At 34.2% G+C, this 23,190-nt stretch carries 19 protein-coding genes; 3 read left to right on the plus strand and 16 right to left on the minus strand.

Translation table 11 applies throughout. The annotated features are described in order from the left end of the window. Positions 1-371: 371 nt before the first annotated feature. The 11 genes from J6Y29_00285 to raiA all read right to left on the minus strand — a co-directional run bounded on the left by J6Y29_00285 (position 372) and on the right by raiA (position 15,737). Complete coding sequence (locus J6Y29_00285) at positions 372-2,474, minus strand: ankyrin repeat domain-containing protein (GenBank protein ID MBP5426330.1); 2,103 nt, start codon at positions 2,472-2,474, stop codon at positions 372-374. Between the two features lie 315 nt (positions 2,475-2,789). Next, the gene (locus tag J6Y29_00290) at positions 2,790-4,166 is read right to left on the minus strand and encodes a UDP-N-acetylmuramate--L-alanine ligase (protein ID MBP5426331.1); all 1,377 of its coding nucleotides are present in this window, start codon (positions 4,164-4,166) and stop codon (positions 2,790-2,792) included. Between the two features lie 24 nt (positions 4,167-4,190). After that, complete coding sequence (locus tag J6Y29_00295; protein MBP5426332.1) at positions 4,191-5,219, minus strand: rod shape-determining protein; 1,029 nt, start codon at positions 5,217-5,219, stop codon at positions 4,191-4,193. Positions 5,220-5,314: 95 nt separating this feature from the next. Beyond that, entirely contained in the window at positions 5,315-5,578 is a 264-nt protein-coding gene (gene spoIIID / locus J6Y29_00300) for a sporulation transcriptional regulator SpoIIID (GenBank protein MBP5426333.1), read from the minus strand. A gap of 136 nt (positions 5,579-5,714) precedes the next feature. Continuing rightward, entirely contained in the window at positions 5,715-6,731 is a 1,017-nt protein-coding gene (locus J6Y29_00305) for a peptidoglycan DD-metalloendopeptidase family protein (GenBank protein MBP5426334.1), read from the minus strand. A 68-nt stretch (positions 6,732-6,799) separates the two neighbouring features. Then, the gene (locus J6Y29_00310; GenBank protein ID MBP5426335.1) at positions 6,800-7,663 is read right to left on the minus strand and encodes a 4-(cytidine 5'-diphospho)-2-C-methyl-D-erythritol kinase; all 864 of its coding nucleotides are present in this window, start codon (positions 7,661-7,663) and stop codon (positions 6,800-6,802) included. Between the two features lie 17 nt (positions 7,664-7,680). After that, positions 7,681-10,182, minus strand: coding sequence for a hypothetical protein (locus tag J6Y29_00315; GenBank protein ID MBP5426336.1), 2,502 nt, complete (start codon positions 10,180-10,182; stop codon positions 7,681-7,683). Positions 10,183-10,314: 132 nt separating this feature from the next. Beyond that, the gene (locus J6Y29_00320) at positions 10,315-11,247 is read right to left on the minus strand and encodes an ankyrin repeat domain-containing protein (protein ID MBP5426337.1); all 933 of its coding nucleotides are present in this window, start codon (positions 11,245-11,247) and stop codon (positions 10,315-10,317) included. Between the two features lie 22 nt (positions 11,248-11,269). Then, a complete protein-coding gene (locus J6Y29_00325) occupies positions 11,270-12,856 on the minus strand; it encodes an alkaline phosphatase (protein ID MBP5426338.1) in 1,587 nt (528 codons plus the stop codon). Between the two features lie 27 nt (positions 12,857-12,883). Next, positions 12,884-15,097, minus strand: a complete 2,214-nt coding sequence (pcrA, locus tag J6Y29_00330) for a DNA helicase PcrA (protein ID MBP5426339.1) — start codon at positions 15,095-15,097, stop codon at positions 12,884-12,886. A 109-nt stretch (positions 15,098-15,206) separates the two neighbouring features. Next, positions 15,207-15,737, minus strand: coding sequence for a ribosome-associated translation inhibitor RaiA (gene raiA, locus J6Y29_00335; GenBank protein ID MBP5426340.1), 531 nt, complete (start codon positions 15,735-15,737; stop codon positions 15,207-15,209). Between the two features lie 366 nt (positions 15,738-16,103). Between raiA and J6Y29_00340 the strand changes: the two genes are divergently transcribed. From J6Y29_00340 to J6Y29_00350, 3 genes are all read left to right on the plus strand, one after another. Further along, entirely contained in the window at positions 16,104-16,586 is a 483-nt protein-coding gene (locus J6Y29_00340; protein MBP5426341.1) for a 2-C-methyl-D-erythritol 2,4-cyclodiphosphate synthase, read from the plus strand. A 91-nt stretch (positions 16,587-16,677) separates the two neighbouring features. Further along, a complete protein-coding gene (locus J6Y29_00345; protein ID MBP5426342.1) occupies positions 16,678-17,505 on the plus strand; it encodes a diaminopimelate epimerase in 828 nt (275 codons plus the stop codon). A gap of 21 nt (positions 17,506-17,526) precedes the next feature. Further along, the gene (locus J6Y29_00350; protein ID MBP5426343.1) at positions 17,527-18,759 is read left to right on the plus strand and encodes an LL-diaminopimelate aminotransferase; all 1,233 of its coding nucleotides are present in this window, start codon (positions 17,527-17,529) and stop codon (positions 18,757-18,759) included. A gap of 83 nt (positions 18,760-18,842) precedes the next feature. Here J6Y29_00350 and J6Y29_00355 read toward each other — a convergent pair whose 3' ends face one another. The 5 genes from J6Y29_00355 to mutL all read right to left on the minus strand — a co-directional run bounded on the left by J6Y29_00355 (position 18,843) and on the right by mutL (position 23,190). After that, positions 18,843-19,085: an RNA chaperone Hfq gene (locus J6Y29_00355; GenBank protein ID MBP5426344.1), complete on the minus strand. Its 243-nt coding sequence runs from the start codon at positions 19,083-19,085 to the stop codon at positions 18,843-18,845. Between the two features lie 38 nt (positions 19,086-19,123). Next, a complete protein-coding gene (miaA, locus tag J6Y29_00360) occupies positions 19,124-20,044 on the minus strand; it encodes a tRNA (adenosine(37)-N6)-dimethylallyltransferase MiaA (GenBank protein MBP5426345.1) in 921 nt (306 codons plus the stop codon). Further along, positions 20,041-20,211: a hypothetical protein gene (locus J6Y29_00365; GenBank protein MBP5426346.1), complete on the minus strand. Its 171-nt coding sequence runs from the start codon at positions 20,209-20,211 to the stop codon at positions 20,041-20,043. Before J6Y29_00365 ends, miaA begins: the two co-directional genes overlap by 4 nt. A 10-nt stretch (positions 20,212-20,221) precedes the next feature. Further along, on the minus strand, positions 20,222-20,923 hold the full coding sequence (locus tag J6Y29_00370) for a hypothetical protein (GenBank protein MBP5426347.1): 702 nt from the start codon (positions 20,921-20,923) through the stop codon (positions 20,222-20,224). A 197-nt stretch (positions 20,924-21,120) separates the two neighbouring features. Beyond that, positions 21,121-23,190 (minus strand): DNA mismatch repair endonuclease MutL, encoded by a 2,070-nt coding sequence (mutL, locus tag J6Y29_00375; GenBank protein ID MBP5426348.1) that lies wholly within the window; start codon positions 23,188-23,190, stop codon positions 21,121-21,123.

Genomic DNA, 23,190 nt, shown 5'->3' on the forward strand with positions numbered 1-23,190 from the left:
ATTAAACAAGCTTAATGTCCATTCCTTTTTTTCTGGATTTCCAAAGATATATTTGAAAAGTCTATCTTTGTGCTTGATATTTATATTATTTTTTTCCATAATATAAGACTCCTTTCTGGTAATTTCAAGCAAATTATAACAGAATATTCCAGATATGTCAACGAAAAAAAAGGAAAAAAACATAAATTATGCCATATTTTTTCAATTTTCAACAAATAAAAACAAAATCGTAAGGAAAATAGCACCCCTTACAGTAATAGTTATATCATTGTTTTATGCCGTGTGTCAAGTAAGATAAATAGTATAAATATGTGTCAAGTAAATTGGGGAATTTTTTTTATTTTTCCCCCAGATAATTTTACCATTTGTAACTATATAAAACTCGTATTGTTTACACTAAACTTTCTTTTTTTGACTAACATATCATCATCTGACTCTTCCAATATTCTCTTCTTACTTCTTCTACTCATTTTGCCTTTTATTATGAGCCGACATATGCTCTCGTTTTCCAATTCAATCTTTCTTTTTTTTATCTTATTTCTTGTACTGTTTTTTAATTTTTTAAGAAGTTTATCTGCATCTTTGTCTCTTACTAATTCCATTAATTTCTTTATTGTCATTTTTACTTTATTGGAATTATTTCGCATTAATATATCTGAAACGTCTAAACTATTATTTAAAATTGCTGCACATAAACGACTCACCTCTTCTTTCTTTTCACCTTTTATTGTCGTTTCTATCTTCTTTAGGCTAGATATATTTACCTTCTCTCTTTTTAAAAACTTAGCTATCTCTCCAAGTGACTGTTTTTTATTCATTACAACTAGTTTATCTATTAAACGATTAAATTCTTTTTTTCTTTTCGTTAACGCCTCCATAATATCAAAATCCTGTTCCTCTATGATCCATTCCATAACATAATCAGGGATTTCCACTATTCTATCAAGCATCTCCCTTATTATATATGAAAAATTATTTACATACGCAATATACATTGGTGTATCTCCTGTAAGGCTTCTTGCATAAGGATTCGCACCTTTTCTTAGTAGTAGCGATACAATTTCTTTATTACCATTTTTACATGCCAAATGTAGTGCCGTTTGATAAACCATATCTTTCGCATTTACGTCTGCACCATATCTTATCAATTCCCTTGCTATATAATAAAACTCGTATCTACACGCTGAATGTAGCGCCGTTCCGTCACCTTTGTCCCTTATATTCACTTCTGCTCCACTCGATAATAACCGTTTTACCATTGTAATGTCTCCCAAGCAACAAGCAAGATGTAATGCCGTTTTCCCATAAAAATCTGGCTTATTTAAGTCTATTCCACTTTCTATGAACACATCTACAACTGAAAGATACCCTTTTCTAGTTGCCCAATGTAACACACTATCTTGGTCCCTTAATTGATCGTTAGCCCCTTTTCTTATTAATTCTTCCACCACTCCTTTTAACTCTCTTTCACATGCATAATATATTGGTGATACATCTGTTGCATCTAAAATATCTAAATTGGCACCTCTATCTATTAATATTAATGCTGTTTTCTCACATTCATTAGCACAAGCCCAGTGTAATGAGGTTAAATTTCCCTTATCCTTAGCATCTATGTCAGCACCCCTGTCCAATAAAAATTCCACTAACATATCCGATCCATTAGCACTTGCCCAATGTAATGCTGTTAATCCTCTATCATCTACCGCCTGCAAATCCACTTTTTTTTCATCAACTAAAAACTTTGCTATATCAATATTATTTTTTAAACAAGCATCCATCAATAAAGTCCGCCCTGTGTTATCCACTTCATTTACACTTAATCCCATATCCACTAGATAACGCACTACTCTTTCATTTCCTCCCAATACCGCATAATGAAGCAAACTAATATCATTTTTTAAACTGCTATCAGCTTTACTAATTAATATATTCATCAATTCTTCATTTCCCTTAAAGCATGCCCAATGTAGTGCTGTAATAGCTTCTACATCTCTTATATTTACATCTGCACCATTGTTTAACAAAAAATAGGCTATATCTGCACTATTGTTCTGACACGCCAAATGTAAAGGCGTCCTCATTTTGGTATTCTTTGCATTTACCCTAGCACCCTTTTCTATAAATAAAACAATATTCCCTACATTCCTGTTTTCTACCGCATAATGCAGCGGAGTATCCCCTTCCAAATCTCTCGCATTTAGGTTACACCCGTGTTCTATCAGTATTTTTGCTAGAGTATATCCATCTCTGTCTATATTATGTAATATCCCTTGTCCTATACTATTTTTTCTGTTAACGTCAGATCCTTCTTCAATCAGTATTTGGGCCAATATCCATGAATTTAGACCTATAACTACATTCCACATTAATTCTTCATTTTTAGCATCCATGTGTTTATGTACGTAGTTTCGAATTTCATCAGCATTACCTTTGACAACTTTATTTATTAAATGGGCATAATTAAATTTCATAATACTTCTCCTTTTCATTGTTATAGACTTTTAATATACTACCAATAGTTATCTATTTTGTCAACACTTATATATTTTTGTGAAAAAAAGTAATGAGTAAGGCTTTGGCATTTTAGGCGAAAGTTTCTAAATATATTTTAAAAAAACACCTGCCACATTAATTGGCCTAAATGCAAAGCTTGTGGTGTGATACATCTACGTTTTGTACTAAATTGTATAGAAAAAATCTATCTTTACTAAAAAAGATAGACTTTTATTTAACAAATTAGAAACACTTTGCTTTAGTTAGAGTTAGGGATCCCTTGCTCCATAACTTTAAGTTAGATACTTCTCTCCGACTCTATATACATCTCCCGCACCCATTGTTAATATTAAATCGTTTTCCTCTACATTCTTTTCTAAATAGTCTACTATTTCATCGAAACTCTTTATGTATACCGCATTTACATCATTTTCTCGTAATTTCTCAACCAACATGCTCGCATTTACTTCACCTGTATCCTTTTCCCTTGCTGCATATATATCCGTTACTATTACATTATCAGCATTGTAGAATGCCTCAGAAAATTTGTCCATCAATGCCTTAGTTCTAGTATAGGTATGTGGCTGAAACACACACCACTCTTTATTGATGTTTCCTCTTTTACTTGCCTCAAGCGTAGCCTTTATTTCGGATGGATGATGTGCATAGTCATCCACTACTTTAACACCATTCTTTTCTCCCTTATATTCAAATCTCCTATGCGCACCTCTAAAATCTCTTAACGCTTTTCTTACTGTGTCTTTGTCTATTCCCATTTCAAAAGAAACACAACACGCCGCCAATGCGTTTAGTATATTGTGCCTCCCTATCACCGAAAGATTAATTTCACAATATGGCTCATTATCCCTAAGCAAAGTAAAACTTCCACATCCTATAGCATCAAATTCTATGTCTACTGCCCTCCACTTTGCTTTCTCATTGTCAATTGAATAGGTTATCACGTTTTCACATAAAACGCCTCTTTCTAACACATCCCGCACATTTTCATCATCCAAATACCCTACTACATACCCATCTTTCGGCACAAGTGATATAAATTTATGAAACGTGTCTTTTATATCTTCTATCCCAGAAAAATAGTCTAAATGATCCTCTTCTATATTTAGCACCACAGCCATATACGGATAAAATTTCAAAAAACTTCCAACGTACTCACACGCCTCAGTGATAAAATATCTGTTTCCGCCAACTAACGTGTTCCCTCCTATTTTATCTAGCTCTCCTCCTATATGTATAGTCGGATCCAAATTCGCCTCTAGTGCTATAGAACTAATCATTGATGTAGTTGTTGTCTTACCATGCGTTCCCGAAACATTAATGCTATATTTGTACTCCTTCATTATGTAACCTAAAAATTCGGACCTCTCCATCATTGGTATACCTAAACCTAGCGCACCCTTATATTCAGGATTGTCGTGTCCTATTGCCGCCGTATACACAACCAAATCTGCTGACTTGACATTTTCTTGCGCATGACCTATGTAAATCTTAGCTCCTATTTTCTTTAATTTTTCTGTAATACTAGAACTTTTTGCGTCACTTCCCGTTACGATATGCCCTCGACTTAACATTATTCTTGCTAAACCACTCATGCTTATTCCACCTATACCGATGAAATGTATACTTCTTTTACCGTCTAACTCTATCATCTAACTAAATTGTCCTCCAATTCATTATTTTTTCTTTTTTGATCTATTCTCTACCGCAAAACTCTTTTCTATTGCCTCTATGTTATCTAACGCTTTTCCTGTTCCATTCGCAACACACGATACCGCATCTTCAGCCACTGTAACCTTTATACCCGTATGCTTCTCTAGCAATTTATCTAAACCATATATCAAACAACCTCCACCTGTCATAAGTATTCCATTATCGCTTATGTCCGCAGCCAATTCAGGTGGTGTTCTCTCTAACACTGAATGTACCTCTTCTACTATACTCATCACTGTCTCTTCCAACGCATCCATTAACTCTTCTGATGTCACTTTTATTATATTAGGTAATCCTGTTAAAAGATTTCTTCCTCTTATATCGCGCGATATGCTCTCTGGCCTTGGATACACTGTACCTATTTGTATCTTTAGCTCCTCTGCTGTTCTCTCTCCTATCATTATGTTATGTTTCTTTCTTATGTAACGTACTATCGCCTCATCAAACTTATCCCCTGCAACTTTTATTGATGAACTTACAACGTTGCCACCTAATGATATAACTGCAATATCTGTTGTGCCCCCTCCTATATCTACAACCATGCAACCACACGCTTTGGATATGTCAATTCCAGCACCTATCGCTGCAGAAATAGGCTCCTCTATTAAATATGTCTTCTTTGCCCCTGCTTGCATAGCTGCATCTACTACCGCTCTCTTTTCTACCTCTGTTACTCCACTTGGAACACATACCATTATTCTTGGCTTGAAAATTCTATTCTTGCAAACTTTCTTTATAAAGTACTTAAGCATCCTCTCTGTTACATAATAGTCTGATATAACACCATCCTTCAATGGCCGTATCGCCACTATGTTGCCAGGAGTCCTACCTAACATTCTTCTTGCTTCCTCTCCTACCGCAAGTACCTTATTCGTATTTTTATCTATAGCTACCACTGATGGTTCCCGTAATACAATTCCTTTTCCCTTTATATATACCAAAACAGTCGCCGTGCCAAGATCTATCCCTATATCTTGTCCAAATCTAAACAACCCTCATCTTCCTTTCCGTTATTGATTGCATACAACTTTGCCTAGGTATATATTATCATATTTTTTCAATATTGCAACATATTTTTTATTTTTATTTAACCTGTAAGTTTCGTATTCTTCCTATATTTTTCTCTTGTGGCAAATCCTCCCCTTATGTGCCTTTCAGATTTATTCTCCTCAAGCACAACCCGTGCCCTACTTGCTAATTGTGAATTTATTTGCTCTAATCGTTCAGTTACATCTTTATGAACAGTGCTTTTACTTATACCAAACTTTTTGGCTGCAAGTCTTACTGTGGCTTTTTTCTCAATAATATACATCGCCAATTCTATCGCTCTTTCTTCTATATATCTTTTCAAAAATTTTACCTCCCTTGGGACTTTATGTCAAAAATGTTTAGGGGTTAAGAATGTTCTGATTTTTATTCAAAACATTCTCTCCTAAAAACATCTACTCTTATGTTGTATACTTATTCATACATGACAACATATATTCTTATTTTTTTAATTTGATATAATTTTGAGGATTAACCAACTTTTCATTTTTCAATATTTCAAAATGTAAATGCACTTCATTATCGTTGCTACACCTAGATTTATCTCCCACAACACCTATGATGTCGCCTTGCTTTATTATCTGATTTGGCATAACTAAATTGTCATTAGCTAAATTTTTGTACACCGATGCTATTTTTTTTGAATGTCTTATTATAACAGTTGCTCCATTTTCACTGTCATTTTGTATATCCTCTACATAGCCATCCATCACCGCTTTCACTGGTGTACCCAGCCTAGATTTTATATCTAATCCTTTGTGAATTCTCCACTCATCCATTGCCTTAAAATAAACCAACTTATCCCCTGAAAATTCTCTTATTATATCTCCATTTACTGGAGTTATAAACGAATCACTACTTCCTAAAAATACTTCCGCTTGTTCTTCATCATTTTCTTCGATCGACAAAACTTCATCCTGTTTTATTTTTGATTCTTGTAGTTTTTCTTTTGATATAACTTCTTCTTTTTTATCCTGTGGCTTTTCTTTTGATGTAACTTCTTCTTCTTTTTTATCCTGTGGCTTTTCTTTTGATGTAACTTCTTCTTCTTTTTTATCTTGTGGCTTTTCTTTTGATGTGACTTCTTCTTCTTTTTTATCTTGTGGCTTTTCTTTTGATGTGACTTCTTCTTCTTTTTTATCCTGTAGCTTTTCTTTTGATATAGTCTCTTCCTCTTTTTGCGTTATAAATGATATAACTTCGTTTGTTACTTGTTGTTCTTTTTTGTTATCCTCTCTATTTGTTTCTGATTTTGTATCTTTTACTTCATCAGCTATAGTTTCATTATCTACCGAAAAAATCTTTTGCATATCACCTTCACCTATCAACGAATTAACACTTTTTTTCGCACTAAACAAAGATATAACTGATGCTAACGCTATTGACACTAACATAACCACATAAGTTGCATTTTTCCAAAACTTTTTTTGTTGCTTATTATCAATATTCTTTTTCACGTAAAATACACCTCCACTGCATATTTTTGCCTAAATAAATTTCAAATATACAGTAGAGGTATAAAAAATTATCTAAAACACACCGTTTTTGCTAAATAACAATGATAGTCTCCCTTATTAGCCATTGCTTTATATGCAGCCTGTGCCACACTCGAACTCTCAAATATACCAAATACCGATGGCCCACTCCCACTCATCATAGCACCCAATGCTCGATTTTTTATTAGTCTATCTTTTATGTCCGCAATAACAGGAAAATTCTTTTCTGTTACGCTTTCTAGCACATTTGCCATATTCTTTGCAATACCCAAAATATCTCTTTTAGATATTGCATCTATTAAAATTTCAAAATCAGGCCTTCTCTTAGGCTCATTATAATCGAATGACTCGTACACTTCCTTTGTTGATACGCCAAAACACGGCTTTATTATTATTAAATCCATGTCCACAATGTCTGGAAGAGGGATTAGCCTTTCCCCTATGCCCTGTGCTAGTGCTGTATTTCGCATTATGCAAAACGGAACATCGGCACCAAGCTCTTTTCCTAATGCTCGCAATTCTTTATCATTAAGCCCTAAATCGAATAACTTATTCATCCCAATTATCACTGCAGCTGCATCCGCACTGCCACCACCTAATCCCGCTGATATTGGAATACCCTTTTTTATCTCTATCTTAACTCCGCTCTTTATGTTATATCTCTTAATCATGTGCTCTGCTGCCTTATAAGCTATATTCTTATCACTACTTGAGACTATTTTGATGTCAGATACAACCTCAATTCCAGTATCTATTTTCTCAATGTAAACTTTGTCAGATAAATCTATAGTTTGCATAATCATTTTTACATCATTATATCCATCAACCCTCTTACCCAATAAATCTATTGCAAAATTTATCTTAGCATATGCAGTCAATTCAATCTCTTTCATAACAATCCTCCAAACAACTATTTTACCCCTATCACCTTATTCCATGTATTTCTTAGCGATGTTGACAAACCTTTTACTTGATATCGAATAAACGTTTTACCTTGTCTTGATATATATTTTTTTACCAATTTTTGTAATATCTCTCTACTTAAACTTTCTTCTTTTTTTGCTCCCTCATAGCAAACATTATAAAAATAACCTATATTATATCCATCTATAACCCACTCAAGTATATACTCGACTTCATCTTTAGTCTTCTCTTTCTCTTTTAATTGCTTGTCTAGATCATCAAATATATTATTCTCTAGATTAATAATTTGGGGGCTATCAGGATACTTTATTAAATACCACGCACATCTATCTATTGCATTTTTTTCACACCCTATACGATAAAGACCACCTATCGCGCCACAAACAAGCTTTTCATTATCTTCTTCTAGTATTATAGTCTTAATATAGTCATCTTTAGCCTGCTTAAAAAGCTTTAATTCCTCATTACAAATCCCTCTTCTAAAATAATCGGATCCAGAATTACAACCAGAATTTATTACATCTGTACATAACTTCTTTAAATTTTGAACATACACTCTATTATTTCCATCATCAGCGCAACCACGCATCAAGGCATCCGATCTTAACTTCTTTATTTCTAAACAATTAGGCTTACGCTTTAGCACCTCATTACTTACTCTTAAAACTTCCTTATATTCTTCCTCTCCACTTAAAAATTTAACATAACTTACTCCATATTCAAAATCTAAATCAGCTGCTTTTTTGAAAAAATCCTCTGCCTTATTTTTATCATTATTATACCAATGTGCAATCCCCAATCCGTAGTATGCCACTGTCTTTTTCTCGTCTGACTCTATAAATTTATTATACATGTCAAATGCCTCATCCAATGTCCCCTGTTCGCGCATTCTTTCTAGTATTTCCATCATAGTTACTATACATCTAGTCTCAGATGGTCTTTGTTCTAGTATATCATTACACTCACATAAAGCCTCCTTTAACTTTCCTCCTTTCATTAACATACTTACATAATGGATCCTAACATAGACATCATTTGGCATAATAGCACAAACCTCTCTTAGTTTATCTTCTTTCTGCTTCGAATACTCACTAAAATCTTCAGTCTCTAGATATTTTATCACATGTTTTGGATTTAAATTAGCTATAACTTTATTTAATCCTTCTGATTGCGAACTTACCTCTACTTCTTGGTATTCTTCAAGATATAATGCTATTCTCTCTTTTATTTGCCATGTTGCAACCGGAATATTTTTATATAATTCATCTTCTTCCTTTAATAATCTATCTTTCATTTTAATAAACTCTTCACTACTTGGAAAATTTTTTATCTCTTCATTGATTGCCGTTAACAATTTTACCAAACCTACATTACTAGATATTTCAAAAACTTCTCTATTCTCGTACAATGTTTGATTATCAACTTTCTTTAGCACTAAATCCACCTTATCCATTAAATCTTTTTCATTTGTAGAATCCTTTTCTTCCTCTCCAATGAAAATCTCAATACACGCCTTCCTTTTTTCTTCCACTGATACATCCTTATTGTTTTCACAATATTTTCTAAAATCTTTATTTTTTCTATATATGTCTATTTGTTTATCTACATACTGAAGTAAATCCCTCTTTTCCCTGTTTATCTTTGCTTTTTGGATATTCTTTGCAAATTTTGTATGTAAGTCCTTTTTACTAATCGGTCCCCTTGGCGTAAAATCTTTTGTATCCTTGTTAAACGCTATATGCCATGCAAGTAATATCGCAGCTTCATCGTTCTTATAAAAACAATTGCCTGTTTTTTGTTCACGCGAATTAAAACTACTATACCTTATATCAGGTATTTTTGAATTTATACTTTCATCTGAATTGTATTCTCCCTTATCTTCTAAAATGTCATAAACCCTATCTACCTCAATATTCAAACTACAATCTCTAACTCCACCTATACCTCGCATAATATACTTAATATTATCTTCTGACATTGTATACATTTCGTATGTTTTATATTTTCTACAGCCCCTACGTGGTACATATCCTTTATTTATCACAACAAAATCGTATTTATCATCAATTCTTTTATAAATTATACCAGCAAAAACGTGTCCTTTACCCCTTAACTGAACAATTATAAAACTATTTTTATCCCCTTTTTTTAGTGAACTTAAACTTTCTATAATTTCCTCACTTGACATATAATCTACCGATCTTTTCATGGAGTTTAAAAACTCAACATCATCTGTGTACTCTGACAGTATCATAAAAAAATTAGACCTAAATACCTCTAGTCCTTCTCTTCCCCCACATAAATAATTATATGAATAATTTATCACCTGATTTAACTGATTTTTTATTTGCTCTTCTGAAACAGTTGATAAACTTTTTTCAAACATTTTTCGTATCTCTCTTTTTAGCTCGGTTTTTACTCCAATGTCTTCCAGTGCTTTAAATTCTTCTTGTCTCATGTACATTACTGCTTCTGTATTCATTGCCATAAAATTCACCTTTCCCTCTCTCTACAACACACAAACTTTTTTTGGATAATACTATCACACAAGTATATACTTGTCAACTCTCCTAAGGCCCTTTAACTTTATTAAACCATTCCTACTTCTACGCCAAGAATTTTACGGCAAAAATTTGAGGTGGAGATGGGGGAGGATATCACTATTAAAAACAATCTTAGGTATTCTTCCATCAATACATCTTTTATTTGTTCTTGCACCTTTTTTAATTAAATATTTTATGATACTTTCATTTTTATTATCACATGCCACTATAAGTGGTGTAGTGTCTAACACTCCTTCATCTTCTCGCTCATCTGCACCATTATCAATCAATAATCTCTCAACACAAGTATTATTATTTTCCAATGCTTCCATCAATGGCATACTTGCCACAAAATATCCTTCCTTATTTAAGTTAGCGCCTCTCTCCACTAATAATTTCACTATATTAATATCATTTATTTTACTGGCTACAATCAGCGGAGTATAACATAGCTTACCACCATTTCTATTAACATCCGCACCCATTGAAAGAAGATATTCTACCAATTCCTCATTCTCCGCTTTGCACGCTACTATCAACGGCGTAATCCCTATCACATATCCCATTCTGTTTACGTTTGCACCCCTATCAAGTAACAACTCTATTGTTTGTGCTTGCCCACTTCTGCACGCAAAAAACAATGCTGTACCTCGACTTAAATATCCCAATTGATTTACGTTGGCTCCCATTGAAACTAACAATTTCACTGCATCTATGTTCCCCGATTTACACGCTGCTATCAATGGCGTATCAAACGCTATCCACTCTTCTTTATCTACCTCTCCTTGCGTATTAAGGGACGAAATGTTTAAATCTCCATCAAAGCACAAATCCGCTACTAGTGTACTACTTTGGCGCACCACTTGATTTATGTCAACCTTCTTCAACATTTTTTTTATTCCATTTATATCCCCCACCCTACACGCTTTAATAAAATCTACTCTTTCATTATATATTTTGTAAGACTTTTGTTTGAACTCTGTGAAATATTTTTCCAAATTGTCCTTCACTCCGTACAACCTCAATCAACCTCTACTTTCCTATATTATTCACTAAGCTTAGTGTTTTTCTCGAAACGTATAACTCACAGTCTGTATAGATATTAATCCCATCCAATTTTATCTTTTCTCCATTTACATATCCAATGTTTTTATTGTATGGCAACCTGAGTTGGTTATCTCCCTTTATGACAACCAACTCATTCTCTTCTTCTTCTAATTTGCAACCTTTTTTTAAAAATTCATCCTTTGCCCTAACAAAAAGTTCATCTGTTAAAGTGGCTAAATCAAATCCACACACCTTTTGTATATATGTACTTATATCTACATTATCATGCACACCATGTAGTACCTCACCTTTAGGATGATAACAACACATAAACACATCTTCCCCTGTATGCCCTTGTGTCGTCCAGGCAACACCAATTCGCTTACTAATTACTCTATTTATCCTGGTACCACGATTCATCCCTGTATCTTTCTTTATGTACTCTTCTTCTTGCCACGTCAAATCCTGTATACCCATCTCTTCTTCTAACACAAGTCTTAGATTAGACAAATCTTTGTTTAGTCGCTTCATCACTCTTTTTGTGCACGTTCTAACTTTATCCATAGTATTAGTAAGCATTTTTAAATTGTGATTCTTATAAGAATTACCAAGCGTATCTTCGCCTATGGATAGGCCTCCATTTCCGTGATCTGGACACACAATAACTACAGTATCCTCGCGTGATTTTGCAAAATCTAGAGCAACCCTTACTGCATCATCAAACGCCAATACTTCCTTTATCACTTCTGATGTATCATTATAATGCGATGCCCAATCTATTTTGCTACCCTCAACCATTAAGAAAAATCCTTTTTTATTCCTAGATAGCACATCTAAGGACTTTTTCGTCATCTCACTTAATGTAGGCATACTAGCATCGTCTATAGGTATCTCAACTGGTGCAAACGCACCCCATAATTTATCTGAAGTAGACGACAACATACTTTTTTTATCTGTCACAAAATGATATCCCATATCAACTATCTCATCTTTTAAAACACGGCCATCCCTTCTATTGTATTTTTCATCTCCACAAAAATACCATTGGCTACCTCCACCCAAAAAAACGTCTATACCAGAATAAACCTGTTGCTCACTAATTGTGTCCCTTTGCTTCCTATTGTTTACATGGCTACTAAAGCACGCGGGTGTAGCATCACTTAAATTACTAGTACAAACAATTCCCACCGACTTTCCTTGTCTATCGGCTGCCTCTGATAGCGTAGCTACTGGTCTTTTATACTTACAACCACTATCATCACATACAGGAATAACTCCCACACATCCTATATTCGTTTTGTTGCCTGTGCTAAATGCTGTTGCAGATGCAGATGAATCTGTTATAGTTCCATCTGTCCAGTGTGTCTTTACTAAACCCGTTACTATCTCATCCATAGCTAATCTATTACTAGGTGCAAACCACCTAGACAACGTTATATGGGATACGCTTGTACCATCTGGTATCATCAGTATCACATTTCTTATATCACTTACACTTACTACCCAAACATTCGCTATTAACACAAATAAAACTACTAAAACCAAACCATAACTTACTCTCCTGCTCTTCACTCTATATCTACCTCTCAAACTTACGTACTACTGGTCCAATCGTTCTAAATTAGCATACGCTGCCATCATTCTTTTCATTCCTGAATCCTCAAACATTATTTCAAGTTTGTAATCTTGCTCCTCTTTTTCAATCTTACTTATTATACCATTCCCAAACTTTTTATGAAATACATTATCACCTTCAGTAAAATTACAATCACTAGCATTTCTCGATACATCCATTGTATCTATATTCCCCATATATTTAGGTAAACTCGCCCTCTCTTTAGGCCTTTTACGTAAGGCACCTCTACTCATAGTATACTGTTCTTTAATTACCTCTGTTTCAGTAATCTCTTCTGGTATCTCACTAATAAACCTAGACACCTCATTATAGGCCGTATTACCAAACAACGTTCTTTTCCTTGAATTCATTAAATAAAGTTTTTCTTTGGCCCTAGTTATTCCAACATAACAAAGACGTCTCTCTTCCTCTATCGCTTCCTCTGAGCCTAAGCTTCTAGCTGCAGGGAAAACACCTTCTTCCATACCTGTTAAAAATACTGTATCATACTCAAGACCTTTCGCACTATGAAGCGTCATCAATATAACATTATCTTCATCCTCTTGTACATTATCTAGGTCCGATACCAATGCCACGCTCTCTAGAAAATCCTCCAGCGTTTCTATTTCACCCCTACTGTCATATTCTATGGCAACACTCAAAAACTCCTTCATATTTTCTACTCTAGACGTTACTTCTATTGAATTTTCCCACTCAGACTCCTTTAATATACCCGATTCCTCAAGCAATATCTCTATTAACTCTGATACTTTTTTCTCTTGTGATACTATTTTCATCTTACTTATAAAATCAACAAAATTGCAAATATTGCCGCTTGTCCTACTAAGCTCCGGTATCTGTGCTGCCATGGATGCTATAGCAAACATGCTACAGCCTTTACTCTTTGCAATATTTTCAATACGCTGAATACTACCCATACCAATTCCTCTTTTAGGAACATTGATAATTCTCTTTAGTGCATAGTCGTCGTTAGGGTTTTGTATTAATCTTAAATATGCAATCAAGTCTTTTATCTCTTTTCTCTCGTAAAACTTAAATCCACCAACTATCTTATATGGTATCTTATACTTCATAAGACTCTCTTCCAATACCCTCGACTGTGCATTTACTCTGTATAATACTGCAAAATCCAAATATTTTTTTTTGCCACTTTGAACACTCTCACGTATTTTTTTTGCCACATACACAGCCTCTTCATACTCAACCGACGTTTGCACCAGCGTAATTTTCTCTCCATCGTCACTTGCTGTACGCAACTGCTTACTTTTTCTGCCGTAATTATTCTTTATGACGCTGTTGGCAGCCTTAAGTATGTTTCCTTTTGATCTGTAATTTTGTTCTAGTTTTATTACTTTTGCTCCCTTAAAATCTTTTTCGAAGTCTAATATGTTTTGTATGTTCGCGCCTCTCCATCCGTATATAGACTGATCATCGTCACCTACAACGCACAAATTCCTATCTCTTCCGGCCAATAAATTAACTAATATGTATTGTGCTGTGTTTGTATCTTGGTACTCATCCACCATTATGTACCGGAATCTGTTCTGATAATACTCCAACACATCCGGATTATTTTGCAATATCCTAACTGTATAAAAAATTATATCATCAAAATCTAATACCCCATTTATCTTAAGCTTCTGCTGGTATAGCTCATATATTTGCGCAACCTTTTTCTTTCTAAAATCACTATAGTTCTCTTCCATATAGTCCTCAGGTGAATGTAAAACATCCTTTGCTCTACTTATCTCCGCCAAAACATCCTTTGGAGGAAAATTCTTTTCATTTATGTTTAACTCAACCAAGCATTCCTTCACAAATTCCTGTTGATCCTTGTAATCTAGTATAACAAAATTTTTTACAAAACCTAATCTTTCTATATACCTTCGCAAAATCTTCACACACGCAGCATGAAATGTACTTATCCACGCATCCGAGCCTAAATCTCCTATCAAGTTATTAACCCTGGTTCTCATCTCATTGGCAGCCTTATTTGTAAATGTAATCGCCAATATACTACTTGCGTATACTTTTTTATATTGCACAAGATACGCTATTCTATGAGTTAACACCCTCGTCTTCCCTGAACCTGCACCTGCTAATATCAGCACTGGTCCTTCCGTACACATAACCGCTTCTTTTTGTTCTTTATTTAATCCTTTCAATAAATTTTCCATTCCATTACTCCCCTTATATAACTTGTCCGTTTTGACATTATACCAAAAAAACGCCTATCAAGCAATAAGAGATAGACATATATAAATATGGCTATCTCTTATACCACATCTACTCTTCTGGCTCTAATATTCCATACCCGCCAGATTTTCTCCTATATACAACATTAACTTTATTGTTTTTAACATTAACAAATACGAAGAATGTGTGTCCAACCAAATTCAACTGCAATAATGCCTCTTCCACATCCATTGGCTTTAAGCTAAAGCTTTTGTTCTTTATTAACTTATACTCCTCTTCCTTTTCTTGTTGATCTTCACTAAACATCTTCTCGTACTTTAATGGATTATCATACATTTTCTTTGCTAATCTTGTTCTGTTTTTTCTTATTTGTCTTTCTAATATATCTGATGATCTATCTAGTGCAGCATACATATCAGTATTTTCTTCTTCTACCCTAAACACAATCCCTCTATATCTGATTGTCGTCTCTACTATCTTTCTATCTTTTTGAACAGAAAATGTTATATGCACTTCTGTTGATGGTTCAAAAAATCTTTCCACCTTGCCTATTTTGGATCTTGCATAGTCCTTTAACGCATCAGTTAACTCAATGTTTCTTCCGCTTATAATGTAATTCATGGTATAAGACCCCTTTCACTATTTTGTAAAGACAATCAATAATACTATCAAAATTATAATCCATGCATAATCATTATTAGATCCGCACGAACAACAACTTCTCTTTTCTTCCACAGTCCACACTTCCTAACCTAAAGTTTTATACTATCTTATTCTCATGACAGCACCATGGTTACTACTCTAGGAAAAATTTTTCTCTCAAGTGCCAACTGTATCCTACCTCACGTCAAATTGTACCACAAAAAAAAACAATTGTAAACCTTCCCCATACTATAACTCACATTAATTTTTCGTTGCTTTTTTTAATACAGTTGTAGTAGATAATAAACTATGATAAAATAGGATTTATAAGGGAGCGATAATTTTATGAAAGTAGCTATTGGCCAAGACAGTCATAGATTTGATTTTAGTGACTCTACAAAAAAATTGATATTAGGCGGAATAATAATACCTAATCATCCACCTTTATCTGGAAATAGCGATGCCGATGTTATACTACACTCGGTAACCAACGCTATATCTGGCATTACCTGTGTAAATATATTGGGTTCTATTGCAGATACTATGTGCAATAGTGGTGTAAAAGACAGTAGCGTTTATTTAGCAAAAGCTTTATCCTATATGGATCCACGCTATTATATATCCCACTTATCTATTTCTATTGAATGCAAAACTCCCAAGCTTTCGCCGTATATTGAAGATATACGAATTAATATCGCAAAATTATTGAATATACCTTCTTCTTGTGTCGGTATCACTGCAACTTCAGGGGAAGGATTAACCGATTTTGGACGTGGATTTGGGATTCAAGTTTTCTCTTGTATAACTGTGTGTTCTAAAGATATCTAGCCCATAAAATTAATTTTTTTTCGAAAAATGATTTTCTTAATGGCATCATATGATATAATTTAGATAATATTTTTTTAGGAGTTGATGCATGTTGAAGTTTACCAAAATGCAAGGTCTTGGCAATGATTACATTTACATAAATTGCCTTGATCACGAAATAGATAATCCTCATGACCTAGCAATAAAACTTAGCGACAGGCACTTTAGCATTGGTGCCGATGGCATTGTTTTGATAAAAAAGTCTAACGTTGCCGATTTTAGAATGCAAATGTTTAATGCAGATGGTTCAGAGGCCGAAATGTGTGGAAATGCCACTAGATGCATAGCGAGGTACGTTTTTGAAAAAGGCCTTACTAAAAAGACTACTATAACGCTAGAAACATTAGCTGGTATAATGCACTTAACACTAAATTTTTCTGGCAACACAATTGAATCTGTCACTGTTGACATGGGGGAACCTATACTTAAAAGTTCCTTAATACCAGTTAATTCTACATTAGAAAATTTTATAAATCAAAAAATTACCCTAGATGATGAACTGTTTAATATAACTTGCGTATCCATGGGAAATCCTCATACCGTGGTTTATGTAAATGATGTAAATACTTTCCCTGTTTCTTTAGTCGGAAGTAAAATTGAACACCATCCTCTATTCCCAAAACGAACCAACGTTGAATTTGTCCAAGTCGTAGACAAATCTACTCTTAAGATGCGTGTTTGGGAACGTGGCAGTGGAGAGACTCTCGCATGTGGCACTGGTGCATGTGCATCACTGGTTGCATCTGTATTAAACAATGTATCAGATAATATTGCTACCCTAAAACTACTAGGTGGCAATTTAACAATACAATGGGACCAATCATCAAATCACGTATATATGACTGGACCATGTGAATTTGTTTTTGAGGGTGAAATATAATTTAGGAAAGGATGTTTTTTTATGGCTTTTGTTAATGAAAATTATTTAAAATTACAGGGAAATTATTTGTTCGCAGAAATAAGTAGACGTGTTTCCGAATTTAAAAAAAATAATCCCAACTGTAATATAATATCTTTAGGTATAGGTGACGTAACTAAACCCCTTGTATCAACTGTAATAAAAAATCTTCATAAAGCTTGTGATGAAATGGCAAATTCTAGCACATTCAAGGGCTATAGCCCAGACCGAGGCTACTCATTCTTAATTGACGCAATAGCTAAAAATGATTATCAGAAAAGAGGAATTGACATATCCTGTGATGAAATATTTGTAAGCGATGGTGCAAAATCCGATACAGGAAATTTCCAGGAGCTCTTTAGCACAAAATCGACTATTGCCGTAACAGATCCTGTATATCCCGTTTATGTAGACAGTAATGTAATGGCTGGAAGAACTGGCATTTGTGATGAGTCTGGTAGGTTTTCTAGAATAACTTATCTACCATGCACTGCACAAAATAATTTTATACCAAGCCTTCCAACCAAACCTGTTGACTTGATCTATCTATGTTTGCCTAACAATCCAACTGGAACAACTTTAACTCATGACCAACTTAAGGTGTGGGTTGATTATGCAATCGAGAACAACTCAATTATATTGTTTGACGCGGCATATGAAGCATTTATTACAGAGGATAACATACCACACAGCATATACGAAATTGAAGGAGCTAAAAAATGTGCTATCGAATTCAAAAGCTTTTCCAAAACTGCAGGATTCACTGGTGTACGCTGTGCATATACCGTTGTGCCTCGGGATGTTTTTGCCTTAACCTCTCTTAATGAAAAAATATCCTTAAATTCGCTATGGGCAAGAAGGCAAGCTACTAAATTTAATGGTGTATCGTACATATCACAGATGGCTGCACTTGCTACGTACACAGAAGAAGGCCAAAAAGAAATACATAACGTTATATCTTATTATCTAAATAACGCAAAACTAATCCGCAATGCTTTGATAGAAAAAGGCTTTGCCGTTTATGGAGGAGTAAATTCACCTTATATTTGGCTTGCAACTCCTAACAATATGGATTCTTGGGATTTCTTTGACCTTTTGCTCAAAAAAATCAATGTGGTCGGAACACCTGGCGTTGGCTTTGGTCCTAGTGGTACTGGATACTTTAGATTAACATCATTTGCAAGTTTGGAAAATACTATAGAAGCTATAAAAAGATTTGATTCCTTATCTATTTAACACAAAGAGTAGTCAACATATTGTTATGTTGACTACTTTAATACGGATGAAACACAAAAACTACATCCTTTACTCTAACTCGTCTAAACTGTCCCCATTTTTTCTTCTCCCAATTTGAAATCTAAAGATTTCATAGGTCTTATCAGTGATATAAACTTCCTATAAACCATCTGTTGTTTATCCTCAAATTCTAAAAAAATCACATGCTCATCGAATTCACGCACTATACCTTTTATCTGCAATTCATCTGGCAGATAGATTGTAATTAAAACTTTAGTTTTTTTCATTTCCTCTAATACCTCATCCTGAAGAATATCTCCCTTCATCAACATCACCCATCCTTTTTATCAACATCTTCTAAGTTTTAGAATGAAATTATGTTTTCCATGTACCCAAGTATGTCTTCTATATCTTCACTAGCATCAACCATGTGTATATTCTCCACTCTCTTAAACCAAGTTATCTGTCTTTTTGCATACCGTCGCGACTCCATCTTTAACTTATCTATCGCCTCTTGATATGTACACTTTCCATCAAGCCATGCAAAAATTTCTTTATAACCTATTGCACAAGATGCAGTCCTCGTGTTCTTATACCCCAACCTTACTATGTTTTTTACTTCTTCTATAAGACCACTCTCTATCATTATATCGACCCTTTTATTTATTCTTTCATATAATTTTTCTCTATCCATAGTAAGTCCAAATACTACATACTGGTACTCAGGCGGATTTATTCTAGACATTCGCGACTGCTGGGTTATAGTACTTCCCGTAAATTTATATACTTCCAGCGCTCTTATTATTCTCTTTAAATCATTCTCGTGTAATTTTTCATAACTTTCTCTATCTATATCCTTTAATTTGTCGTGCAAATATTTATTCCCATGAAGTTTAGCCTCTTTCTCAAGCTTTCTTCTATATTCCCAATCACATACTGTATCTTTAAAACTTAAATTATATATCAACGCATTAGCGTAAAGCCCCGTTCCACCAACAACTATAGGCATCTTACCTCTTTTTAATATATCCTCTATACACCTCTTAGCCATATCCTTATATTTTGCCACACTAAATTCTTCGCTCGGCAAAACAATATCTATCATGTGATGTTTTATCCCATTCATCTCTTGAATCATTGGCTTTGCCGTTCCAATATCCATATACTTGTATATCTGCATAGAATCACATGATACTATCTCACCATCTAATTTTTTTGCCAACTCTATTGATAATTTCGTTTTTCCTGATGCTGTGGGCCCCACTATCACTATAACTTTTTTCACATAATCACTCCATACTTAATTCTTCCCATGTATAACTCTAGCACATATTCCTCTCCATTGCAAGCACAAAAAATAGTCCCCAATAAGGCCAAAGCCTCACTACGGGCTATTATTATATTATGTACTAGATGTGCTATAGTCACAATAAGTACGAGTACCATCGCCATTAGTTATCTTTCATATACCAGATTCATTATCGCTTACAGTGATACTATATGTGCTGTTGTTATGTGTTATATTGATAATTTCAGGTGGCTTATTATCAAGTATCATATCACTGATAGTTTTTGTGGTTATATTGCCTGAAGCATCGTACACATCTATTAATGTTTGTGGTTGATTGGTTAATATGTTTGTGGTTATACTAGATCCAGATAGCAATTTTATATCTCCAGATGATGTAACAATTTGGCCTAAATTTATATCATCAATTGCAGTAAATTTAAATATCGTATTAGCGGTATTTCTGTAAATATTATTTACTGTAGGTACAGTTGTATCAGGTGGAGTATTTAATACCGATAGAGTTATCATTTTAGGTTTCGCGTAGTTGGTTTTATATGGACCTCGTTCTATTTCGTTGTAGATAATTAGTGTGTAGTCATCATCCTCTAAATCTGGTATTTGAATATTTATCGATCCATTGCCTTCGGTATCGACTGCTTTTAATCTAGCATAGTATAGTGGTGTTGCAGTGCACAGGCTAGTGTTATTATCAGTGCTGTTATAGGCACCAGATTTAATTATGGCAGATATATAGCCTGTAACATTTTCGGTATCATATGTATTTTTTGCTCCACTATATGATATAGTTATTTTATCGCCTGAACATACGTTCACAGTGGAATTTGCGCTAGGACTTGCTAGATCAAATTCCATTGTATCATCGACTATAGTAAGTTTTGCCCCTTCCCGAACACCGTCGCTCTGTTGCGGCTCTTCCCTCTTTTTTGCTTATCATTTTATATCCCATCCTCCCATTCATTATAAACTTTATATCGATTACATCATTTTTCCATTAGCTTAAAATATCTCTCAATCCAGCGAAAAGCTACTTTAGTATATCTTCTTATAATCTACACTATCCTTTTAAACATTTTTTCCACATCTCTTTTAGTCATCCTTATTGCAGTAGGTCTACCATGTGGGCACGTAAACGGATTATCCAATGCATCTAACTGTCTTAGTAACTCCTTTATTTCTTTATCATCCATCCTCTTATGAGCTTTTATTGCGCTCTTACATGCAATATCATACAACGTTTCATCAACATCATAATCCTCTCTATTTTTAAATATCAGCCGATCTACAACATCTAAAAAATATTGCCTCATATTCTCTTCATCACTAAATGCCGGTACTCCTCTTATTATTATAGTATCATTACCAAATTCATCTACCTCAAAACCCAATCTCTCTATTTTATCTTTATTCTCCAAAATCATCTTCACCTCTGTCGCTTGCATATCAACTACAACCGGCGTTAAAAGATGCTGTACCATGTTCTCGTTATTTTTATACCTTTCGCGCAATTTTTCAAACATAACCCTCTCATGTGCTGCATGCTGATCTATCATATAAAACTCATCGCCCTTTTGCAATAATATATATGTCCTAAATAATTGCCCTATTACAACACAATCTACTAAAATATTATTTGATTTTTCTCCAATCGTACTTACGTCATTTGTTTCTTCAATCGAGCCTTCCGTTAATACATCTTTAACGGTTATATCTTTGGAGTCACATTCGGGTGATATATCAGATTTCTCATCTTGTGATATTCCAACTTCTAAGTGTTTATTCAATATATCTGTTTTTGTATTTTGGGACATGTGTTCATGTATTGTGTTCCATGCCACATCACAAAATAATTTACCCTGATCTTTTCCCTCTGGCAAATTCCTTATATCATTTAGGGCACGTACAGTATTATTTTTATCAGTTTTATTACTATCGCCTAAAATATCCTCCTTCTCCATCATCATTCTATTTTTCTTTATTCTCGCATTTATCATATCATCTATATTTTTCTCATCCGGATCAACTTTAGTATTCGTCCTAGCAAAACTTTGCTGTATAAATGTACTCTGAACGTATTTGGGCTTATCGCTACTCTGGGCTAGCCTTTCAGGTACTACCGCATCCCTATATTCTCCTTTATCCATTAACACAGATGAAACTGCTCTATGAACACATCTGAATACGTCTTGTTCATTAGAAAATCGTACCTCCATTTTTGCTGGATGCACATTAACGTCCACTAATGCAGTATCTATTTCAATCTTTAAAACATAAAAAGGATACTTGCCCTTCATTAGATAAGTAGCATAAGCTTCCTCCACTGCTTTTGAAACAAGCTTACTCTTTATATATCTATTGTTTAAGTACAAAGACTGCCAACTCCTAGTACCCCTTGCAATATTAGGCTTACCAATAAATCCACTAACTCTTACATTATTATAACTATATTCAACAGGTAAAACATTTTGCGCAACATCTTTCCCATAAATACTAAATATGACGCTTTTTAAATCTCCATTCCCTGGAGTATGTAGCACAATTTTCCCTTTACTAATAAACTTAAAAGATATATCCTCACGTTGCAGAGCCATTCTATTTATTATATCAGAAATATAGTTTGCCTCTGTCGTATCTTTTTTTAAAAATTTATACCTAGCTGGCGTATTATAAAATAGATCTCTTACCACAAACGTAGTTCCCGCTGGACATCCTACTGGTCTTGTTTCTATCAAGGTCCCACCTTCAACAATCACATTCATACCACGTTCATTCGTCTTCTCTCTTGTTGTCAACTCAACTTTAGATACCGATGATATACTAGCAAGTGCTTCTCCTCTAAATCCTAACGTTGCAATACTATTTAGATCTTTCGCACTACGTATCTTACTAGTTGAGTGTCGCTCAAATGCTATCTCAACATCATCAACCGCTATTCCTTTTCCATTGTCCGTTATCTTTATCTTAGATATACCTCCATTAGCTATTTCAACGCTTACGCTCGTAGCCCCTGCATCTATAGAATTTTCTATCATCTCTTTCACAACAGATGCAGGTCTTTCCACCACTTCTCCAGCTGCGATTTTATTCGCAGTTATTTCATCTAGTATAACTATATTTCCCAT

It is taken from the genome of Clostridiales bacterium, assembly GCA_017961515.1.
GTDB lineage: Bacteria > Bacillota > Clostridia > Acetivibrionales > RGIG10202 > RGIG10202.

Bases quoted from the DNA above. Each gene is read 5' to 3' on its own strand.
- J6Y29_00285 (MBP5426330.1), bottom strand. From the start codon at position 2,474: ATGAAATTTAATTATGCCCATTTAATAAATAAAGTTGTCAAAGGTAAT.
- J6Y29_00290 (MBP5426331.1), bottom strand. From the start codon at position 4,166: ATGATAGAGTTAGACGGTAAAAGAAGTATACATTTCATCGGTATAGGT.
- J6Y29_00310 (MBP5426335.1), bottom strand. From the start codon at position 7,663: ATGAAAGAGATTGAATTGACTGCATATGCTAAGATAAATTTTGCAATA.
- J6Y29_00315 (MBP5426336.1), bottom strand. From the start codon at position 10,182: ATGGCAATGAATACAGAAGCAGTAATGTACATGAGACAAGAAGAATTT.
- pcrA (MBP5426339.1), bottom strand. From the start codon at position 15,097: ATGGAAAATTTATTGAAAGGATTAAATAAAGAACAAAAAGAAGCGGTT.
- raiA (MBP5426340.1), bottom strand. From the start codon at position 15,737: ATGAATTACATTATAAGCGGAAGAAACATTGAGTTAACTGATGCGTTA.
- J6Y29_00340 (MBP5426341.1), top strand. From the start codon at position 16,104: ATGAAAGTAGCTATTGGCCAAGACAGTCATAGATTTGATTTTAGTGAC.
- J6Y29_00350 (MBP5426343.1), top strand. From the start codon at position 17,527: ATGGCTTTTGTTAATGAAAATTATTTAAAATTACAGGGAAATTATTTG.
- J6Y29_00355 (MBP5426344.1), bottom strand. From the start codon at position 19,085: ATGAAGGGAGATATTCTTCAGGATGAGGTATTAGAGGAAATGAAAAAA.
- J6Y29_00365 (MBP5426346.1), bottom strand. From the start codon at position 20,211: ATGGCGATGGTACTCGTACTTATTGTGACTATAGCACATCTAGTACAT.
- J6Y29_00370 (MBP5426347.1), bottom strand. From the start codon at position 20,923: ATGGAATTTGATCTAGCAAGTCCTAGCGCAAATTCCACTGTGAACGTA.
- mutL (MBP5426348.1), bottom strand. From the start codon at position 23,190: ATGGGAAATATAGTTATACTAGATGAAATAACTGCGAATAAAATCGCA.